Here is a 19063-nt window from a genome sequence, read left to right as displayed (position 1 = left end):
ATTGCTCACTCCTCTACCACTTTCTGGTTTTATTCTCTTACACTACTGAAATATGTAATAGGTAATTAAACAAAAATACCTGCAACAATTTTACCATATAATTTTGAATTCCTGTTTAGTATTTACTTCTATTTCAAGATATATGGGCAAGGAAAAAAGCCGGATTTTGATAATCACCAAAATCCGGCTTTCATATTAGACTACCTTCTGTTTTCTAAACCGTGATACGTATACTTAGCTTACGGTACCCACCAAACAAGACTTCCCTCTTTCCACCATCATATATAACTGGTGCAATGCCCTACTTGTCGCAACGTAGGCTAATTTACGATCTTCGTCAGTTGGTGCATACTCGTTGAAACGAGTAATGACGACAGCTTCGAATTCGAGACCCTTTACAGCTGAAGGAGTCGTGATCACTACCTTTGTACCTGTTGGCAGTGTACCCGCCGTCTGAATTGCGACAGAGAAATAAGGATCGATCATATAATGGTACCGCTCGATCTGCGATTCGTCTTTCACAATGACGGCTACTGGCTCATACTTGCTCTCGTAGACAGCATGCTCGAGGATGTGAATCAATACCTTCTCTTCCAAGTTTTCGACGAACTGTAGACACTCAACCGGGTTGCCTTCCCGGAACGTCTCTGCTGAAAGCGAATATTTTCCCGAAGCAAACGGCCCGATAATTTCATTGCTTACTTCTACAATCTGAGCTGTTGAGCGGTACGTCGCTTTCAACTCATGCAGCGAGAGGTCGCCAATCAATTCGCCAAGTACATTCCAGTCTTGCAGCGTATTGGCTTGGTTTAGGTTCTGCCCGAGATCTCCTATGAGCATGATGCCATTCTTTCGAGTAAGTGCATGCAGTTCGGTGATCTCATACGGCATATAATCCTGTGCTTCATCGACAATCAAGTACGACAGAAGATGATTTTTCGGTGCACCGTTCAACAGCCTATCAATATGCAGGAGTGCCGGTAAGTCTTCATAATACATGGCACTTGAACTGTCGTGTTCTGCAGGCAGCATTCCTTCATCTTTCGCAGCTTGAACCGCAGCTTCATAACAGCTAAAGAGATCCGCTTTCAAGTTCTTTTTCACGTAATTACGCAAACTTTTCTCTTCAGGAGCAGACAAGGCGAGTTCTTCTTCAAACACAAACCCGGAAAGCTGGTGATTAAAACTGTACTGGAGGTTATACTCCCTCTGTAAGGCCGCCGAAATCTGTCGGTAATAGGAACGCTCAATTCCAGCTAAACTTTCCGTATACAACGCCTGCTGAATTTGGTTTTTCCGTCTTTCAAAGAAGTCCTGCTTTTCCACTGCAAATTCCTGCAACAGCTGCGCCTGAACTTCTTCGAGCCGTGCTTTAACGACCGTATCTTCCGTCAACCTAGCTGTACTGAATACTTCCTCGCGTTGTGCAACAATATGCTGAAGAAGAACGACCTCCCTCTCTTCCCGCATTTTCCGCTTCATATGCTTATGCCAGTCTTCTGAGATGAGCGACTCGTCCACCATTTGGGAAAGCCATCCTTTTAGATTTTCCCCATGTTCGTCTAGTTTCAATTGGATGGCATGTTGGATGGCTGCGATGAACTGTAGACGGCCTGCATCTACCTTCTTTTTCGTCACTGGAGATGACTCTTCAGCATGAGCAGCTGCAAGGTTCATCCACTTCTCAGCCAGTTCAGTAATCCTTTCGGAAATGAAATTCGTTTGGAAGAGAGACAAACTAGCAGTTTCCTGCTTCTCTATCTGTTTCGCTTCGTCCCGCACCCATTGCTTCCATTCACGGGCTACTTCATTCCGTTCCTTCATCTCTTTCTGCACACTTTTCAGGAAGAAGTTGAAGTATAGGTTTTCCCTCTCTTTCAAAGACAAGTCAGGGTACCTTTCCATTTCCCTCAAGATCGGCAAGATTGGAACGGCAATTGAATCGGCTATTACGGGTTTTGCCCAAGTCCTAAGATCGTTGAATTTCCCCATCGTCTTTCTTTGTACAATTGCCTGGAATTCCAAGGAGCCTTTCGTTTTGATAAGTTCGAGCTCCGTTACGTTATGACGCTTAATACCTGACGGCGAAAGTCCAAGGATGTCACAAGCCAAATTGAGGAATGTCGTCTGTTTAATGCCGTAATCCCCAAGGGAAGGCAGTACGTTTTTAATATGTGCCAAGAACGCTTCATTGGGCCCTAAAATAGCAACGCGCTCAGGCGAAAGGTCTTCGTACTTGAACAGCAGATAACTTAATCGGTGAAGCGCGATGGCGGACTTCCCGCTTCCGGCAGACCCTTGGATGATAATCGGCTTCGTCATCGGAAGTCGGATGATTTCATATTGCTCGCGCTGCAATGTTGCTACAATTTCCTGCATGTCCACTCCACGTTTATCCGACAGTGCTGACACCAGTCCTTCATCTTGGAAATATTGGCTCGATGCGGTGAGTGGCGGATGGAGCTTTTGGATACTACCACTTCGTATATCAATTTGTCGGATATAATCAACGATGACATCACCGAGCGTCTTATGGGATATCGGTTGGCCGACTGTCCGCAAATAATAGAGCGAAGCTGCCTCCGCCTTCCAAGAGGTGACATATCCATCGATGCTTTGTTCCCCGATGTACATCGTTTCCGGGCCGTTCTTCGTAACATAATCGACACGCGCCACATAAGGCTTATCTTCAACCCCCTGCAGACGACGATTATGTTCGTATGATTGCTTACGCATAATCCCTTCCGCATATGCGGATGCGTAATCCACCCCATATGTACTGTCAAACTCAATTTTCCGGATTGGTCTCATTAAAGACTTAATGATGCTAACTACTTTACGCAAAAATCCATACTCCGACTTATCGTCCCGCGGTAGAAATGAGGACTCACTATAGGCCGGGAATGAAGGAGCTTTGGACTCTTCAGGCACCTTCGTCTCTTCTAATGAAGACATAGTCGTCAACATCACTTCAGACATTGACTGCAACATCTGATCTTCATCGATTTCCTTCTCAGCAAGCATTGGTTGGTCAACAACCTGTTCATGTGATAAAACGGGAGGAGTTGCGTAAAATTCAAGTTCCTCTTCTTCCAACTCAAGCTGTACAGCAATCGCTTCTTCAAAGACAGCCAAGAAATCTTCTTTATCGTTATGATCCTGGACGGAAGTCTCTTCGATCACTATTTCATCTACGACCGACGCAGCATGTTCCTGAGCGGCAGACGCCGGCGTCTCCATAGCTTCAGTGAACTGTTGTAACTGGTTAAATTTCCTTTCCATTTCATCTAACCGCTTAGCCAACCGATCGTTTTCCACCATTCGTAGAGAATGGCTCATTTGCAGTACCGCGTACTTTTTCTCCAATTCCATATGTATAGCTGTTGGCGTACTTGACTGGACTTCCACCTCAAGTAGGTCCGCCTGAGCTTTCAGCTGCTCTGCCGCAGCCGTCATTGTACGTAGTTTTTGCTCTGCAAGCACCGTCTCCTGTTTCGCCTGTTCGTACGATTCCATGGGGACGTGGCTCTGGATGACCGTTTTCAACCGTATTGCCAATTGTTGAACTTGCCTATCTTTCTGAGCTAGCTCCTCTGTTGTTGGCCGCATTGAGAGTTCTGCATTTTTCGCTTCAAGTTGGCGGATGATCCCTTTCAAATTTTCAATTTCTCTTGATTGCTCGGTAATGAGCTCATCAGATTTTATTTGGTTGGCTATCAATTGCTGATTCGCTTGCTCTTTCATTTCCAGATCACGTTGCCATAGGTAAGCTTGCGTATCTACATCCACCATAGGACGGACAGGTGGAAATGAATCTATCTTCACGTCTTCTTTTTCTGTTATCTGGTGTTCTGTCGATGTATCGTCTCGCTTAGTAGTTAAGAACTTAAAAAAATTCATTTCCCCACCTGCTCATAATCTATTAGCCCATTCTTTTAATCTATTGAACTATCCTACATTATACCTGATTCAATGAAACTGTTCCTTAATTTTCTGCAACTTAGATTCCCATTACAACCGAGCATCTCAGAAGACATAAAAACTTACTGAGAAAGTATCCGTTTCATCATTTTAAGTCTATATAGTAAGTGAAAGGAGGGGAAAAGCAAATGGCGACAATCGAATTCAGAAATGCAGTTGGAAAGGTGTATTTCGACGGCGGGATGACGGAGGATGGGAAAATGATCCGAAAATCGAAAACTTACCGCAACATCGCACAAGGGGCGACGGCTGACAACCTACACAACGCCCTTACACAATTGGCACAGCTCTCCGAATATCCATTCATCGGAGCAGAAAAAGTCGAAACAGCAGACATTATGAACTAAGTAGAAAGGGGAGATGAGGAATGGCGAAAACGTTACAATTGAACTTCACGACGGCTGCGGGAAAACAGACATCCCTAACAGTGGACGAGCCAAAAGCTGGATTGACACCAGCCGAAGTGGAGGCAGCCATGCAGGAAATTATCGATTCACAAGTTTTTGAAGTGGACGGCTCTTTTCTTGCAACCGTAAAAGGCGCCCGCATTATCGAACGTACCGTAGAAGATCTAGTATAAGCATAAGTAAAAAGGCTCTCCGGCTTGGCTGGGGAGCCTTTTATCATTAAAAATGAGGAGGCGAATTCAAAATGGAACAATGGCTAAATTTCATACAACAAATCGGATTTCCGATTTTTGTATCTTTTTACCTCTTGCACCGTCTTGAAACGAAACTCGAGGCCATACACAATGCGCTTGTTTCTTTAAAAGTGAATTAAACTTCATTCAATAGTCATGAATAATTAAATGTACCAGGCACCCGTCAAATTTAATTGTCGGGTGCCTGGTACCTTTTTACAAGAAATTTTGTTTGACTGGATGAAAGAATTTGTGTGTATCGATTGCATTGGCATTTTGAGAGGAATGGCTCGGTGTCCTAAGGCTTTTTTACACCAGTTGAATTGTAGAGAACCTGGTTCTAGAAGAATAGTAAAACCTGACAAAAGGACTTTCTATGTCCTTCTGATATAATACGAAATTCAATGAGAACCTAGCACCAAAATTTCACGTGACTGTGGAAGGGTTTTGTTGTTCGGAGTTATCGAGGAACATTTGGTTCTCGATAACTAATTAATTCAACAAGAACCTTGTGAACCTCGAATCAATTTTAAACGCTTATACCTAATTTTCTCTAAGAGTTTCTTCTACACCCTTTATTAAAGAAGAGAATATTTGTTTATGCAGTGAAAAATAATGTACTTCTCCATATTTTTTAGCATAGTATTGATCATAAGGATAATAATCAAAATAATTCATCTTACTATCTATAAATTTAAATAAACTCTTTTTTTGTCTCTCAATATATGTAGCGATAACTTCTAAGTCGGAGAGACTTAGATAATCACAATGTTTTATCTGCTGATGTAAAACCAGTTCATTTTTTAACCTTTCATGATACATAGGTAGTTTGGGGAATCTTTGTAATCCAACGGACAAAATATATACTTTTTTCACATCACTAAACCTATCGGGATCCAATTTTAATATGTCAGTATAGGCTGCACTTGCCTGGTTTATCGGATTGATAACATACTTTAGAAAGTTTTCTTCAGTTTCCAATAAATCAGCGTTTATTTTGGCATTCTTAGTTATCCGCCCGCCCTTACATTCAATAATTAATAAGTTTTTTCCAAGTTTTATATAGGAATCAGAAGAATTCTTTCCGGTGGCATATTGGTACTCTGGTAAAAATTGATATGGGATGCTTGCCTTTTGAGTAGCATCACTCAAAATAAATTCAACATATTTTTCAAATAAACGTCCAAAAAATGTAAAGAAATCTTTTTTATACTTACTACAAATTTTTTGTAATTTAAAACATAAGCCATCAAATAATCCCAAGTTTAAAAGTGGCGGTGAAAATAAAACATAATGACCATCATATTCAAAGAACGGTGAATTTATAAGATACTCATTATCATAAAAATTATTCAAACTCTTTTTAGCTTGGACCTTTAATTCAGTTAAATCAGAAGTTAAGCTATAAATGATTTTATCAGCAACTTCTCGTTTGTTTGTTGTGTTGAAATAATCTCTAGGAATTCCAGTTAATTTTTGATCTTCAAAATTCAACTCTGTTGTTTCTATTTTGGCACATACAGTCGTTAGTACTGATATATATTCTTGAATGGTGTAACCGTATTCATCTTCAAAATATTGATGAATATTAATGAACTCATTTCCAAATATTGATGGATTAGTCGATATATCACCAAAAAAAATTTGCTGTCTAGCAAGGGTTGGCATAAATGTTCTTTCTCTATTTACCAGCCACATTTTTTGAATGGTCTGTTGGAGTTGCACATTATCAGCCAAATCATCTTCTATCAAATCACTAATTTTCATTATAGTTATTAAAACATGCCAAAAATCTCCGTACTCACTCGAGATTTTATTGACTGGATTTTCAAGTCCATATGCTATGAACATTTTTAAAGAATAATTCAAATTCAAAAAACCGAATAAGTATGTCCTTTCTATCCCTCCTAAAACTTCAGAGTTGCCTATATATGGGATCAGTCGTTTAACTAATTCCTTTTTTTGTTCATCACCATATAAACTGTAATTGGATATTATAGTTAGCGCTTTTTTTAATTCAATTTTTCTAATATCTTCAATGACTTCATTCAACGTGGGTTTCCTATTAAAGATATCGGAGTAAGTAAGAAACGTTCCCATTACCTCCGATATTCTACGGAAATCAACATTCATTTTTTGAACACACCCTCTTAAGCTTTATAAACGCTTGTGTAAAGAACTTCAGACATACGCCCCCTTCCTACTCATCTATGCATGTGTCATTTGAAAATATTTGTCAGTATTGAATTTTTGATTTAATACTTCTTTTAATATGTCGTCTAATAGACAACATATGTGCAACAGAATCCAATTTAAACGGCTATACTCGGAATAATCAAATTGAAAATTCTTCATATAAATATCGGCAAACTCATATGCTTTTTTTGTAAAACCTTTAAAATCACCATGCCCCACTTTATTTCTCATCTGTCTTAATAATATTGTCGCTTGGTCCGAATCCTTATTGTAAATTTGTTTAATAATAGGATTAATATAGTTATCAATTTCATGTGTTTTTTGCTTTTTGTTAAGTAACAGCATTTCAAGGATTGTGAATATCCTTAAAAAATGATAATGCTTGTAGTCATTTTCCTTATTTAACGCTTCAACTATAAAATCTAATTTATAGTAATCACTCTCAGATTGAAGGAAATTATCAATACATTCACCGCATTTTTTTAAATCATAAACCATTTCGTCTTTTGTTTTAAATCCCTTAAATTTTGAATTTAATCTAAGCGATAATGTCGTAGTAATCCTTGGTATAACACTAATATAATCGTTATTACTTGAATAAACTATATTAAAGTGTGCTCTAACATTATTATCCCGATTCATGAAATTTAATAGTTTCACTATTTTTTCTGAGTAATCTTCTTCACAAAACCTACCATCAAAACAATTCGTTGTCCAATCAAAAAATGGCATATCGCTATACTCATAATCAAATTCAATATAAATCATATTCTCAAGAATACAATCAATACAATTTTCAAGAGTATCTAAGGAATAGCCCTTTATATTTCCTATATTAGCTTCTACTACTTTCTTTGCTATTGTATAGTTGAATTGGTTATTAAGTGCCTTACCATACCTAATTTGTTGTTCCTTTCTGTTAAATTCAATTTTACGAATCTACTCGAAAATAGTTTCTTTAATCATTTCCTTCCAATCTTCGGGTAAATTGTCTATATAAATTTTCATTTTTTCTGAAACCATTGTTCTTTCAATTTTACCGTAAATGTCCAACACTATCATTGGAAACACCCCTTTTAAAAAGTTATTATACTTTTATTGAAGGGTATCAGGTTCTAAAACAATTCAGAATTCAATGAGAACCTGGCACCTGAAATGACTCGATTTTCCCTGTTTTTTAAGACTAAATTAAAACAAAGTTGCAATCGACATAATAAGAGATGGCAAACGTATTCGGTTTAAATTAAATTTCTTTTCATCCATTACAAGCATACCGAATTGGCCATCTCTGAAAACAACTTCCCCTATTACCGTAACAATTATTTCATTTTCACTCTCTTCATTGAGCTTTTTTAATCCCTCAATCATTGAACTAACATTGAGAGATGAATTTACGTAAAATGCTCCTTCTAGATAAAGTGGGAAAAATGCCCGCTCGTGCTAATCTGTTAAGATGATGAGTAAATATTTTCCTTTTATCTGAACAAACATCCCTTAAAAAAACCGACGGTACTAATCGTCCATCCAATATCCGTAAAATAATTTTGTTTTAGTGGGGGAGACGATTTGTGAGTATCGGTTGCATTTGTATTTTGAGAGGAAAGATTCGGTTAACAATATCACTGACTCATCCCATCATTAATCAAGACAAATCAGTAACGATACCATTTCACTTCACCTTGATGGTTATTTTAAGTATAATAAGAATATAATAAAAGAGAGAGGCGCAAGCTGCTTCTCTCTGCAACCTCTACCGTCAGGGTGGTGGTTGTCAAAACTTTATTTTTTGTGCGAACCACCCTTATGCTTGCGACGGCGCAGGGTGGTTTTCTTGTTCTTTAGTACATGTGTCTGGAAGAGGTTTGCACTAACTCCACGCACCATCCCCTTAAAGACTTCTCGTAGAAATTCAAGAAATGTTTCCATGATTATCACCTCCTTCCTTACAGGAAAGAAGAGCGACAACCAACCACCCTAACAATATTCAGCTGCATAATCATTTTACCATAGTAAGACTAGTAAGAAAATTATATTCATTAAGTCTCGCAACCTATTCCTTCACACAAAATCCCATCGCCATTTTAGATTTTAGCTATCCCGTATCCTCCATATTCTAAATAAGAACTGATGAATGAAAGAATTAATCTAATGACCTTATGGGTGAACTTACCTAAAACAATACTACGAGATACATTGATCCCCCTCCCCTTTTCCCATATACTTTAACTATATGTCTTAGATCCAAGACATGATGGATAAAATATAAAAACCCACGTGAGGTGCAGTATGTCCTATTGGCAGTTCTCCCCGATTCCTAATATAGAAGAATCCAATTTCAATAAAATACTTGAACGTTTTTATAACTTAAAAGTAGCTGGTTTGATCCGTGAAAACATCCAAAACTCGTTGGATGGAAGATTGCTTGGCTATGAAGGTCCAGTTAAGTTCTCCATCACAACAGGTACGATTAAAAAGAAAGACGTCCCTGGCATTGGCGAAGTAATCGAACGCATTCATTGTTTGAAAGGACGTAACAGTTATACAAAAGAAGCAATTGAACATATGGTAAAAACATCCGAGGAAGAAGATGTTCACTATATCTCTTTTGAAGATTCCAATACGAGAGGCTTGAGTGGCGCTAGAAATGGCCAAAGCAATTCACCTAAAGACACATGGGCGATTTACGCCTATAACAAAGGGGTCCATTCAGAGGAAGAGGATGCGGCTGTCGAAACGTCTCGCGGCGGATCTCATGGGGTTGGTAAAATCGCTTCCAACGCTGCTTCAGATTTAAATGTCATGTATTTCGCAAACTGCGATGCCGACGGAGATCAACATCTGGGGGGTACCGTGCAACTGATCGAGCACGAGTTTGAAGGCCAAAGTTACCGATCCACAGGCTATTTCGCCGATATTACATATTTAGATGCCAATAAAACGAAGTTCTATCCGTTTGAGAACACCTTCCACGAAGTCTTCGAAAAGAAAACGCGCGGCTTAAAGATCATCATTCCGTTCTTACGAAAAGAATATAGCAATGAAACAGAAATTATCCGAAGCGTTTGCGACAGCTTCTTCGTTTCGATCCTTCTGAATAAATTAGAAGTCGACGTCAATGGCAGAATAATTAACGCCGACAACATTCAGGAATATGTAAAAGATCCGGAATACTACACCCAAAATGTTGCAGACATGAAGCAGGTATTCACCCCCCTCTATGTGAGCACTTATTTAGAACAGCCTGCCCGTCCACTCCAAGTATCTGACGGCAAAGACGATTATGAATTCAACCTGTATTTCCGTTACGATGAGGAAATACCAAAAGGCAGAGTCGCTATTATCAGAACAATCGGAATGAAAATCGAAGATAAAAAAGTGAAGAACAAGGCGAATCAGCCTTTCAACGCAGTATTAATCGGCGGTCCGAAAGAAGATGCGTATTTAAAGTCACTAGAAAACGAGTCACATACGGAACTCACACATGATCACATTAAAGATCCCGTTCTGCAGAAACGAGCGAAGCGATTCATTAACAACTTGTCGAAAGCGATGACTGCTGTTATTGATGAAGCGGTAAAAGAGCATAACCCGACTGATGGCAAAATGGATACAAAAGACTTGCTATATGTTTCAGAAATTCAATTCAAACAAGAATTATCGAAAGCGATGGGTGCAGTTGTCATCGATAAGAAGAAACCGGTTGTCAAAATGGACGATGATCTACCACCTCGTCATGATAAAAAGAAACCAGGGGGCCGCAAAAAACTGACACCGCCAACAATCAGACCGGTGAAAAGGGATAGATCTGCGGATGATACTGATTCAACCGATGACAAGCCAGTTAGCATTTTTAACGTTCATCCAAACACTGTAGAACGCCTGCTTATGGGGAATAAAGAAATCGTTCGATTCAATCTTTCTAGCAACGAGGAAGTTAAGAAAGCAGCAACTTGCAATGTTAGCATTTCCATTATTGATGGCATGGGCCAAGAATACAGAAGCGCATTCAAACTGAAAGACAATTTCAGTCAAGTCATCGATAAATCCACTAGCTCAACATGCTCACTGAACAACAATAAAATAAATCACGTGACGATCAATCAAGGCGTAGCTGAATTGACTTTCGATCTTAAAAACAACTACAACCGCGCATTGAAATTCGTCTATTATGTAGAGGTGTAAAATGATTTACAAAAAGGATGCCAACTTCCCTTACCCAGTGCTTACGAATACATCGAACAGTTATGAGAGCGGCGGATTTATGTTGAACGTTGATCTGAAGGAGAATACGGATACGTATCGTTTCGACATCGAATACGAAGTAGAATCTGATTTTCTAAAAAAGCTGCTCGTTCGAAAGCAGGCTCAGCTTTTCTTAATTATCCAGTCTAAGGATAATAAATTCTTCAAACTGCAGCCAGATGAACGTGCTATCGAAATAGCAAAATCTCGTTTATCCATTAATACTCGAACGTCTATCCAAATGAGCATTCAAGCTACGACTGCCATTTCATTCCGTGACAATGAGGATATAAACGACTTCTATCGAGAATTCAAGGATGACATCGTCGTACCGAAGCATGCACTTCTCGGCTTTTCGAATACGGTTATTTTTGAAGGCAGCTCCACTAAACCGTTCGACTTATTCGAACGGAAGATCGACACTGCTCTAAATTCTGATATTAAAGTAGAACTCGGTAGTGAAACGATTGTCATTCATTACAAAAATGAAGATCTACAATTCGCTGGCATGCCGATGAGCGGGACGTTAAACAACCCTTACATTTACATGGGACTTCAGAAAGCATTACACCGTTTCGCGACCAATCCTGAGTATGGTGAAGACGGCCATGTCTACCTGGACGATGTAGAATTGCCAACGGACCAGCTAGATGCCAAGCTGTATCGACTCATGAAAGCGAAGATGGTATACGAACTAGATGTCGATTCGCTTGACGAAGTGATCTACAAAATTTCCGACCGCGTCATTGAAAAATATGCGACAGCTGTGAAAGGATTGGAAGCAAGTGGAGATTAAACTGCTGAACAAAGGATACAAGAAAAACGAACAGTTTTACAATGACTTCTTGAATGACACGATCGAAAACAACGACGACTACTTTACCGATGAAACCGTCTATATAAAAGAAGCTCCTGACTTCCCTATCTATATAGCGAAAAGAAGTGAAGAAGTCAGGAAGCAATTATTTTTAGAGGCATTCGAAACAGTCGGCAATCACTACCTATCGAGTAATCGCGAATTACACTTTGACGAGCAGTTTTGGCACTCGCTGCTTGTCTTAAAGAAACGTGATTTCCTGCTTCGGGAATACCCAGAGATCAAAGACAGCATCACCAACTTCAACAACATTGTGCTGAAGAACTTCGACTGGGAAAATTACATTTACAAGACGGTAATAGGAGCTGAATATATAACTGACCTAGTCGAAGACGAAGCAACCCGAAAATACTATTACGAGGTCATCGTCGACAACTTGGACCTCTTTAACTATATGATTAAATACGAAGTCTTCCGTAACAAACAATTCGTCTTTAATATCTTATCGATTGTTGATGAATTAGGGCTATCCAGTGTATTAAAGAAGAAAATAACGTGGCGAGACGACTTAGGCGATGATCCACGTGTTGGACGGCAAGTCCTTTTGGAGTTTAATAAAAGCTATCCAGTGGTGATGTCGCCGATGTTGGAGATAGAGGAGCTTAAGGAGATTTTTATGGAGTATCTTGGTTATTATGTTAATGTTGCGGAGCTTGATGTGTTGGTCTGAAGGATTGCCGGTAAAGCTATGAGGATGGTAAAGAGAGCATGTACGCACATGCTCTCTTTACGTTTAAGGCACAAATACTCGATTTCTTGTATTATTCTTCTACCCCACTTATAGAATTTAACATGTTTAATGTAGGAATAATAAAAGGAGCATAAGCCTCACAAATTTTTTCAACATCTTCTAATGTGTTAAATCCCTTAGAATTTTCATCATCCTCTTTCAAAAGAGAATATGCTGCGAGCCCTAACATTGTCATTCCGTAAATGAACTTACTTTTAGTAAGTTCTTTCAAACTTTTACGAGCAGAATTTACCTCTGACTTTAATATTGTGTTATCTACATTGAACACAAAAGTTAAAGAATCCGTACTGTCAATAATCTTTAAAACACGTTTAGCATTAAAATCATATTGTTCCCAGTCTTCCTTTACAACAGAGGAAATATTTGGTAGTTTTAATTTACTCTTAGATGAGGCATTTCCTTTACCGCTACCATTACCACCTTTATTTCCTTTAGAACTGCCACCACCTGATGATACATAAGGTTCAACAAGTGTAAGTTCAAATGTATTACTGAAATTTTTCTCTGCTATATCACTCTTCACATCAAATCGACATTGCACCACATCATTTTCCTTATAAACAGTTGGGAGACTAAACAACAGCGAGGCATTACCGTTTTTTAGATTGAGTGAGTGATCTAATGATATAAACTCCGAATCAGATTGCAATAACATTAATTGGCAATTCCAATCCGACCCTTTTCGTGTGAAAAGATCATTAATTGCATCTGTTTCAAATTTAACGCGAGCTTTTTTTCCTTCTTGATTGATTCCTTTAAAGACAAAGTCATTTTGTTGGTTATAAAATCTAAAGAAGGTAGGAGTCTCTTTTCCTACAAACTTTTCTCCCCCACTTTCCTCTCCCTTATTATTTCCAGAACCAATACCCTCATCACCAGGAATATCAATACCCAAATCTAATAATTGGTTTAATACTTCTGTATTCTTTACGACTTTCTTTAATGCATCTGCTAATGGCTTATTTTCAGCCATACTATTTTTAATCATTTCTTGAATACGGCCCTCATTTAATCTCTTAAGACCCGCTTCATTAGCAAGATAATTTTCTAGTTCCTTCATAACCTCATCAGCGAAAGGAGAATCCACTAAACGATCACGACTGTTCATGAACAATTTTTCAATTGCCGCATTTGTTAAACGACTGCAATCAATAATTGTTAATGTATCATCTTTTATTTCATTTAGTTTAAGCCGCTTACGTGTATAAATTGCCTTATTAAGCATTGCGTGAGTTTGGCCATTCAAAGAAAAAATGACACCTGTACCACGTAAGAATCCTGAAAGCGCTTTTCGCTTAAACACATAAGTAGAACAAGTTAAGTTTTCCCCTTGCACTGTTATGGTAGTATGCGTTGGGAAACCTTTTTCTATATCCCCTTGACGAGAATCAACAAAGTAGTCTAGCAAACCATCTGCAAATACATTCTTCCCTCCTTGTGCTCTAAATTCTCGGAATTCACAAAAGCGAACAGGCAATGTCATTCTGGGTAAGCGCATTTTAATAGCATGCCCCAAACCATTATCTAAAAGAATACTACTCTTGTGTGCACCAATTTCATAGTCAAACAATTTGATAAATGTTCCATACCCCACTTCTGTACCACATAGAGCTTTTGTATTCGGCATAATTGCAAATGCATCTGCTCTAAACCCTAAGACAGATCCCTCTTTCGGATTCCTTTCCGCGGCAATCGGAGCTAGATATTCAACTACAGAACTGCGCATATTACCAGTGGGTGGTGTTCGTCTGATCACTGTAAAGGCCCACTCACTTTCACGCGGATTTGATGAGTTTACCAAAGCTGGATTTTTACGAGTAACAATAACTTGTAGCTCAGTAAACTTTGCTACACCACTTCCCCCCATATTATGTTTTCCTTGAACAATTGGGATTCGAATTTTATTGCTTTTACTCAATGATAGTATTGTATCCGGTAAACTATCGGGCGTTTGTCCTTCTCCACGGTCTGCAATTGTAACATTAGGATTATCAGGATATGTACCACCTGTTAAAGAAATTGCAACTAATCGCGAAATATCTTCCTTAACTTTTTTAACATTTGAAGCAGTACTATTACATGCTTGAATGTATTTTAAAATATTTTCTTTAGTCCTAGTTGGATCTAAAATATTGTATAAGTCAATTCCCATCTCTTTACCTGCATTCATTAGAATTGCATCGAATGAATTAACAATCTTTTCTACAATTGAAGAGACAGGATGGCTTTGCTGATTTCCAATAGTGGAGTAATTATTTTCATTGTCACCCAAATATCTCCATGCCTTGTCGTTGTTCCAATATCCTTTACTTACCAGGAAGGAAATAACTTCTTGAGCACTTTCGAAATTACAGACCATTTTCACCTCATCTAATGTAATTCCTGCATTTTTCACATTAATCATATCAATTACCTCCTATTATATTTGAGCCGCTCAGCTTTGAAGCTATTAAACAACAAATCTATTCACTTGTCAACCTTATTTATCAATAGTAGTTGTAAAAATTAAAAACGAGGGTGCATTTTACGAAACCCCTATTCATTTCTGTTTTATTCAGCGGCTCGTTATTTTGGCTTTTAATTGAATTACATGTTGCTTCAGATTGTTAATAGTGGTAAATTTAATACATAATAAATTTGGGGTGATAAAATGTCAGTAGCAAATTCAATTATAATTTCATTTAAAGGTTCGAAGGGCAGGCAATTTGGAAGAGACACTTATGTAACAATGATTCCATTCAATAACCTTGAAAATTTCTTTAAGGTTTTTCCAGAAGTTCAACGAAAATTAAATAAAGCTCGTGTCAAATCAATAGCAAAGTATATTTTAGATGGTATTGATAAAAAAAGATTGACGTTTTTAAGTGCTATTACAGTAACTTGTAAAAATGAAATTCAGTATAACGAGGATGAATCAACTATTGACGTTGATATTAGCACTGTTTTTTCTATAAATGATGGACAACATCGTTATGAAGGAATTAAATTGGCAATCGAGAATTTGCAGGATAAGATCCAGAAGTCAACCAATAATAACGAAATAGAAATCCTTAAACAAAAACTTAACACCTTAGGAAATATGACTATTCCTGTGGTGATTTTCACAGGAATTGACCAAAAAGGGGAACAACAATTATTCCATGACTTAAATCTATTAGCTGGTAAACCTAATAAATCAATTGCACTAAACTTTGACTCAAGCGATCAATATAGTAAATTAGCTAAAGATTTAGCTAAAAATAATGAACAATTACTAAGATTAGAGGTTGAAACTGAAAAAACTCAAATTCGTGGTAACAAAGGGAAGCTCATGGTTCTCTCCACATTAAGAAATATGCTATGTTATATCATTACAGGGGCTAATAAAGATAAAGATGGCAAATTAGACATCGAAACCTATACTGAATATCGCAATACGCTAGATGAAATTCTTAATTTATTATTTGAAGTATTACCAGAAGATGCTTCTAATCGCGATAGATACATTATTGGTACAGCGGCTACCTTACAAGGGATTGGAAAGTATTTAAACGAAGTAATTTATGTTCAAAATAACCTTGATTGGCAAAGCGAGGTTAAAAAATTAGGCACTATTGATTGGTCCCACAGTAGTTCTGTATGGGAAGGTTATGGAGGTAGCTATATTCCTGAAAAGAATAAGTTTGTATTTACAGGAACCAGCGCAGGTATTAATGGTGTATACGAAGCTTTAAAAAACAAACTAATTAACAAATAAAAATGAGCGGCTCAATTATGAGCCGCTCATTTAAATTCCACCATACAATTAGCTCTGATAAAATAAGCCTCAGCGGCTCATTTCTTCAAGAAAAACAACCTTTTACTGCTGTGTTTTTATATTGACCAAAAGGTACATAGAACATTTATTTGGAACTTCAGAAAGCCACTAAGACTACTTTACCGATGAATTCTTCTATTTAACAGGTGCACTTGACTTCCCCATCTGCATTAAAAAAGAAGTGAAGAGGTTAGGAAGCAATTGCTTGTTGAGCATTCGAGACAATCGAAAATCATTATTTTTCGAGCAATCGTGAATTGCAGTTTGACGAGCAGTTTTGGCACTCGTTACTTGTCTTGAAGCGTGATTTTCTATGAAAAAATGATAGCATTCAACCTATTCTTTCACGCGTTAGTCACTTTTCTATCGGAAACTGGGGTACAACTTCAACACTTCCGAAGGATTTTCTCTAACTTAAGAGGAATTATGTTTATGCAGTAACGAAACATATGCATCATTTGAAAGATTGTATGATAACTGTTGTCCTAATATAACGTATAAAGTCAATCAATTGTTAATATAACAACAGGGACTTAATTCATATGCGAATTAAGCCCCACAACATTTTGTTATTTGGTAATTTATTCCAACCAACAATATTCCCTAATAAACCCCCTAATATTATTATTTCTTGTTCTTCAATCTTTCGAGCAAGCTGCTCACTTTTTCTTTCATATCATTCGTTTCCTGTTTTAATACTTCTACGATCATTTCGCCTTCTATTAATACAATATCACCTTCAGCAAGCTTTCCGGTGTATTTATTAACCGGTATCAAAAGCTGTCTTTCTTCAGTAGGATATTCCAATAAAACATACATATCATTTTCAATTCGATCGAGTGTATATTTCGTTTTCATCACTCACACCCCCACCCATCTTTATCCCGATCATGTTTAGGGGAATATGCAGGGTGACTGCTACTCACACCCTTAGGATAGTATTTTCGAAGCTCCGTACAGTTTTTAAAAACTGTTGGTGCTCCTGGAATAACATATGTTCCATTTGTAGGATCGCCGCTTGGTTTTGGCTTAGCTACTTGTTTTTCTATTGGCTTTGGTACAGGTTTGGCAACGGTTTTTCCACAGCTATTTGAGACAAAATGTTTTACACCGTCCGTTGCGACTGTTATATCACAATCAACAGCTGTCTTGTAAGTTTTCGCGCCAATATTATTTAACCTTACTTCGACAGCTGAATTCGGATGGCCGTAGCTGTTATTTTTGCCATATGATAATATGGCGACCTTAGGTGATACATTACTGATAAAAGCAGCTGAACTGCTTGTGTTTGATCCGTGGTGACCGTTTTTGAGAACAGTGGCAGAAACATCATACTTACCCCGAATATAGTCCTCGATTGCCGTATCAGCATCGCCCATCAATAAGAATGATATTTTGTTGTATGTCGCCTTCAAAACGATTGAGGCATCGTTGCTTTCTTCTGCATTTTCATCAGCATATAGAACTCGGATAATCATGTGAGGATCCAGTGGGATTTTATCCAATTCTTCAGCAACGGAAAATTTGATGTTCTTTTTGTCAATTAGCGTCAGTAATTCAAAGTAAGTTTGTGACGTATGAACATAACCTGAGTCTACAAAATTAGTAACATTAAACGTATTCAATACTTCAATCAATCCGCCAATATGGTCTGCATCCGGATGAGTAGCTACAATGTAGTCTAGTTTTTTAACGCCTTTTCCCTTCAGAAATTCGACAACATGGTTTCCTGCCGATTTCGGACCACCATCCACAAGCATGTTCTTACCGTTTGGCGATTGGATCAGGATTGAATCCCCTTGCCCTACATCAATAAAATGCACTTTTAATTCTTTTGTTGCTGCATCTACCGTTGGCATAAAACCGACGATCAACACAAACGCTATAAAAACTAAAAAAAGCCTTTTCAATTTCAAATCATTCATTTTATCCCCCCCTAGTGCCTTAATTCGATATTGGATTATATAGTCCTTTTATTTTTATACTCTCCTAACAAAAAAGACTAGAATTATTCAGTTGATACTTTGTACAGATATAATCTGTTCGATTGAGATTTGGAGATCGCCAAATGGGTCTGCAAGCAGGATTAATTTGTTATGTAGATCAATTGTTTCGATAATACCCTGGTATTCGAATATGTGATTGTTCCGCCAAGTCTTTATTAACGTTTCGCATTTTCGTCTATATGCTATTTCAATTTCTTCTTGAATGGCCGCCAAATCCCATTCTGTTAGTTCCGGCCGGACAGTCCTATCATCTTCAGTGTGCCAGTTTCTTAGTTCAGTTAAATGTTCTGGCAGCATCATCGCTGTCCATTTAATTCGCCCTCGATCTTTTATTTCTCCATCTATATTCATTAAACGATTCATCCTCTCTCTATAAGCAACGGGTATAAGTGCTATTACATTAATACTTGTAAAGGTTCGTTTGGCTTGGCGTAAATAACAATATGCACTGAATGATACCTAATCAACCAGCAACAGTTTTATAATCAGCCTACTAATTAATCCATCACTTGCAATGTACATCCCATGACCATATATTATCTATCTAACCAAAGTTTCACACAAACTCCCTCTT

The 19063-nt window shown here is 37.9% G+C and carries 17 protein-coding genes; 7 read left to right on the top strand and 10 right to left on the bottom strand.

Annotation, left to right across the window (positions count from 1 at the left end):
• Window positions 1–234: 234 nt before the first annotated feature.
• Window positions 235–3900 carry an ATP-binding domain-containing protein gene (locus MHZ92_RS11720; RefSeq protein WP_239431885.1) on the bottom strand — a complete coding sequence of 1222 codons (3666 nt, stop codon included), beginning with the start codon at window positions 3898–3900 and terminating at the stop codon, window positions 235–237.
• Between the two features lie 209 nt (window positions 3901–4109).
• On the opposite strand from MHZ92_RS11720, the gene MHZ92_RS11715 reads away from it, so the two are divergent.
• The 3 genes from MHZ92_RS11715 (at window position 4110) to MHZ92_RS11705 (ending at window position 4761) form a co-directional block, all read left to right on the top strand.
• On the top strand, window positions 4110–4328 hold the full coding sequence (locus MHZ92_RS11715) for a DUF1659 domain-containing protein (protein ID WP_239431884.1): 219 nt from the start codon (window positions 4110–4112) through the stop codon (window positions 4326–4328).
• A 20-nt stretch (window positions 4329–4348) separates the two neighbouring features.
• Complete coding sequence (locus MHZ92_RS11710; protein ID WP_239431883.1) at window positions 4349–4561, top strand: DUF2922 domain-containing protein; 213 nt, start codon at window positions 4349–4351, stop codon at window positions 4559–4561.
• Between the two features lie 71 nt (window positions 4562–4632).
• Complete coding sequence (locus tag MHZ92_RS11705) at window positions 4633–4761, top strand: YvrJ family protein (RefSeq protein WP_239431882.1); 129 nt, start codon at window positions 4633–4635, stop codon at window positions 4759–4761.
• 403 nt (window positions 4762–5164) lie between these two features.
• Here MHZ92_RS11705 and MHZ92_RS11700 read toward each other — a convergent pair whose 3' ends face one another.
• The 5 genes from MHZ92_RS11700 to MHZ92_RS11685 all read right to left on the bottom strand — a co-directional run bounded on the left by MHZ92_RS11700 (window position 5165) and on the right by MHZ92_RS11685 (window position 8743).
• Complete coding sequence (locus tag MHZ92_RS11700) at window positions 5165–6673, bottom strand: hypothetical protein (protein WP_239431881.1); 1509 nt, start codon at window positions 6671–6673, stop codon at window positions 5165–5167.
• A 156-nt stretch (window positions 6674–6829) separates the two neighbouring features.
• Window positions 6830–7585 carry a hypothetical protein gene (locus MHZ92_RS11695; protein ID WP_239431880.1) on the bottom strand — a complete coding sequence of 252 codons (756 nt, stop codon included), beginning with the start codon at window positions 7583–7585 and terminating at the stop codon, window positions 6830–6832.
• A gap of 171 nt (window positions 7586–7756) precedes the next feature.
• Window positions 7757–7879 (bottom strand): hypothetical protein, encoded by a 123-nt coding sequence (locus tag MHZ92_RS21420; RefSeq protein ID WP_255723500.1) that lies wholly within the window; start codon window positions 7877–7879, stop codon window positions 7757–7759.
• A gap of 126 nt (window positions 7880–8005) precedes the next feature.
• On the bottom strand, window positions 8006–8185 hold the full coding sequence (locus MHZ92_RS11690) for a hypothetical protein (RefSeq protein WP_239431879.1): 180 nt from the start codon (window positions 8183–8185) through the stop codon (window positions 8006–8008).
• A gap of 411 nt (window positions 8186–8596) precedes the next feature.
• On the bottom strand, window positions 8597–8743 hold the full coding sequence (locus tag MHZ92_RS11685) for a hypothetical protein (RefSeq protein WP_239431878.1): 147 nt from the start codon (window positions 8741–8743) through the stop codon (window positions 8597–8599).
• A 360-nt stretch (window positions 8744–9103) separates the two neighbouring features.
• On the opposite strand from MHZ92_RS11685, the gene MHZ92_RS11680 reads away from it, so the two are divergent.
• The 3 genes from MHZ92_RS11680 to MHZ92_RS11670 are packed head-to-tail and all read left to right on the top strand — an operon-like array spanning window position 9104 to window position 12606.
• Window positions 9104–10999 carry a hypothetical protein gene (locus tag MHZ92_RS11680; protein WP_239431877.1) on the top strand — a complete coding sequence of 632 codons (1896 nt, stop codon included), beginning with the start codon at window positions 9104–9106 and terminating at the stop codon, window positions 10997–10999.
• A gap of 1 nt (window position 11000) precedes the next feature.
• A complete protein-coding gene (locus tag MHZ92_RS11675) occupies window positions 11001–11855 on the top strand; it encodes a hypothetical protein (RefSeq protein ID WP_239431876.1) in 855 nt (284 codons plus the stop codon).
• Window positions 11845–12606 carry a hypothetical protein gene (locus MHZ92_RS11670; protein WP_239431875.1) on the top strand — a complete coding sequence of 254 codons (762 nt, stop codon included), beginning with the start codon at window positions 11845–11847 and terminating at the stop codon, window positions 12604–12606. Before MHZ92_RS11675 ends, MHZ92_RS11670 begins: the two co-directional genes overlap by 11 nt.
• Before the next feature lie 91 nt (window positions 12607–12697).
• Here MHZ92_RS11670 and MHZ92_RS11665 read toward each other — a convergent pair whose 3' ends face one another.
• Window positions 12698–15091 carry a hypothetical protein gene (locus MHZ92_RS11665; RefSeq protein WP_239431874.1) on the bottom strand — a complete coding sequence of 798 codons (2394 nt, stop codon included), beginning with the start codon at window positions 15089–15091 and terminating at the stop codon, window positions 12698–12700.
• Window positions 15092–15337: 246 nt separating this feature from the next.
• Between MHZ92_RS11665 and MHZ92_RS11660 the strand changes: the two genes are divergently transcribed.
• Entirely contained in the window at window positions 15338–16423 is a 1086-nt protein-coding gene (locus MHZ92_RS11660) for a DNA sulfur modification protein DndB (protein WP_239431873.1), read from the top strand.
• 684 nt (window positions 16424–17107) lie between these two features.
• Here the strand turns inward: MHZ92_RS11660 and MHZ92_RS11655 are convergent.
• The 3 genes from MHZ92_RS11655 to MHZ92_RS11640 form a co-directional block, all read right to left on the bottom strand.
• On the bottom strand, window positions 17108–17341 hold the full coding sequence (locus tag MHZ92_RS11655; protein WP_239431872.1) for a DUF3006 domain-containing protein: 234 nt from the start codon (window positions 17339–17341) through the stop codon (window positions 17108–17110).
• Entirely contained in the window at window positions 17341–18408 is a 1068-nt protein-coding gene (locus MHZ92_RS21500; protein WP_304649574.1) for an MBL fold metallo-hydrolase, read from the bottom strand. Before MHZ92_RS21500 ends, MHZ92_RS11655 begins: the two co-directional genes overlap by 1 nt.
• Before the next feature lie 87 nt (window positions 18409–18495).
• Entirely contained in the window at window positions 18496–18840 is a 345-nt protein-coding gene (locus MHZ92_RS11640; RefSeq protein WP_239431871.1) for a YolD-like family protein, read from the bottom strand.
• Window positions 18841–19063: the final 223 nt, after the last annotated feature.

The organism is Sporosarcina sp. ACRSL (assembly GCF_022346605.1).
In the GTDB taxonomy this organism is placed as follows: Bacteria; Bacillota; Bacilli; order Bacillales_A; family Planococcaceae; genus Sporosarcina.
The sequence above is the reverse complement of the archived record's forward strand: the minus strand, read 5'-3'. Positions and strand labels throughout refer to the sequence as shown.